General features: G+C 77.3%; 1 protein-coding gene and 1 pseudogene. Both read right to left on the reverse strand.

Annotated elements, in window-relative coordinates; genetic code table 11:
- Window positions 1-1,529, reverse strand: a 1,529-nt coding sequence (locus ABZ641_RS34320) for a serine/threonine-protein kinase (protein WP_359988249.1), incomplete at its 3' end; no start/stop codon positions are given.
- A 114-nt stretch (window positions 1,530-1,643) separates the two neighbouring features.
- Window positions 1,644-2,128 (reverse strand): annotated as a pseudogene (locus ABZ641_RS34325) (hypothetical protein); the annotation flags it as partial.

Raw genomic sequence — 2,128 nt, forward strand, 5'->3', positions numbered from 1 at the left:
GCGGCGGCCCTCACCCGCAGGACGGCGTCGGCGGCCTTCGGGTGGTTGCGCTCGGCGGCCTTCTCGAACCACTGCAGGGCGTCGGCCAGCCCGCCGGGTTCCTTCTCCATCAGCTCGCCGAGCCGCATCGCGGCGTGCAGGTCTCCGGCCTCGGCCGCCTGGCGGTACAGCGCCCCCGCCTTCGGGAGGTGGTGGGGCAGCCGCTGCTCGATGAGGAGGGCGGCCTCGCGGGCGCCGGTGGGGTTGCCGCCCTCGGCGGACCGCCGGAACCAGTGCAGCGCCCCCTCGGGATCACCCGCCTGCTTGAGGGAGGCGGCCAGCCGCCGCATCGCCTCGGTGTCGCCGGCCTCGGCGTCCGCCAGGAACTTCGCGCCGGGGGTGCCCGGCCGCCCCTTCACCGCGGCGGCGGGCGGGGGCGCGGGCGGGGGCACCTTGACCTTCGCCGGAGCGGTCGGCGGCAGGGTGGTCGACTCCTCCGCCGGTCCACCGGTCGGCGCGGACGCGAGGCTCCGCTCCCGCAGGGCCCGTGCACCCGCCGCTGGCAGGCCGTCGGCCGCCGGTGCGGGAGCGGGCGTGGGCGTCGCCGGACCGGACCGCACCGACCACGCCCGCCCGCTGCGCATCGGCTCGGCCAGGTCGAGGGCGATCGCCGCCCGCTCGTCGACGGCCTCCCGCAGCACCGGCGGCAGCCAGTCCCGGCCCCGCGGCTGGGCGTCTGCGGGCAGCAGACCGGCGAACTCCGAAGGGTCCGGCCGGTTCTGCGGCTTCGGCTCCAGGCAGGGCCGGACGATCCGCTCCAGCGTCGGCGGCATGCCGTCGAGCTGCGGCCTGCCCTGGAGGATGTTCGCTCCGATCTGCATGGCGGATCCCGGCCCGAACGGGTGCCGGGCGAGGGCGGTGTAGGCGAGGACGAGGCCCAGCGCGAACATGTCGCTGGCCGGGCCGACGCGTTCGTCGCGGAGCTGCTCGGGCGAGGCGAAGGTGGTGGTGCGCAGCGCGACGCCGGTGGCGGTCAGGGTGCCGCCGTGGGCGGGGGCGAGGTGGCGGGCGATGCCGAAGTCGATGACGGCGGGCCCGGTGCCGGCGAGCAGGACGTTGGCCAGTTTGAGGTCGCGGTGCACCAGGCCGGCGGCGTGGATGCCGCGCAGGGCGTCGGTGAGGCCGGTGGCCAGCACCCGCCAGGTCCGCTGGGGCAGCGGGGCGCCGTGCAGGTCGAGGGCGTCGGCGAGGTCGATGCCGGGGATGTAGCGGGCGGCGAACCAGGGTTCGGGGGCGTCGGTGTCGGCGTCGACGACCTCGGCGGTGTACTCGGAGCCGACCGCGCGGGCGGCCTGGACCTCCCGGGCGAACCGGGTGCGGAACCGTTCGGGGGCCTCGGCGAGCCGGTCGGGGCGGACGGTCTTGAGAGCGACCGCGCGGCCGTACTCGGTGCGGGCGAAGTAGACGTTGCCCCAGCCGCCCCGGCCGAGCAGCGCGAACAGCCGGTAGCGGCCGATCAGTTCGGGATCGTCCTGCTGCAGGTGCTCCACTCGCCCCCCTCTGCCTGTGCCGCCGCCGTTCTCGACCTGTCCGGATCCGCCCGCCCGGCTCTGCTGTCCGGCTCTGCCCGTCCGGGCCAGTCCGCTCGAATCCGTCCGCCCGGGTCAGTCCGTCCGGGTCAGCTCGTCGTCCTTCCCCGGCCGCCGGGGCGGGCGGGCCCGGACGCCCTCGGCGCGCTCGCCCGGCCAGCGCTGTCCGCTGCGGCGGAGGACGACGCCGGGCACCAGCTCGATCTCGTCGTCCGGGCCGAACCCGCCGTACCGGGCGACGTCCGTCCGGCCCGCGGGCAGGTCGTCGCGGTGCGGCAGCGTCCGCCACGGCGAGGCCGCGCCGCCGGGGCGCAGGGTGCGGATCCGACTGCGGCCCTTGCTGGTGTCCAGGACGCGGAGGGTGCCGCGGTGGGCGACGATCACCAGGTGGTGGCGGCTGACGGCCAGGCGGCGCCGCTCGGCGAGGAGTTCGGGGTCGATCCGGGCGAGGTGGCCCCGGCCGAGGGCGAATTCGCGGCCCTCGTCCTCGGCGAGGTTCTCCCAGGCCTGGCACTGCCCGTCGACGAGGATCTTGAGCTGGAGGCGGGGGCGCCGGGGGC

Source organism: Kitasatospora sp. NPDC007106 (genome assembly GCF_040634455.1).
Taxonomy (GTDB): domain Bacteria; phylum Actinomycetota; class Actinomycetes; order Streptomycetales; family Streptomycetaceae; genus Kitasatospora; species Kitasatospora arboriphila.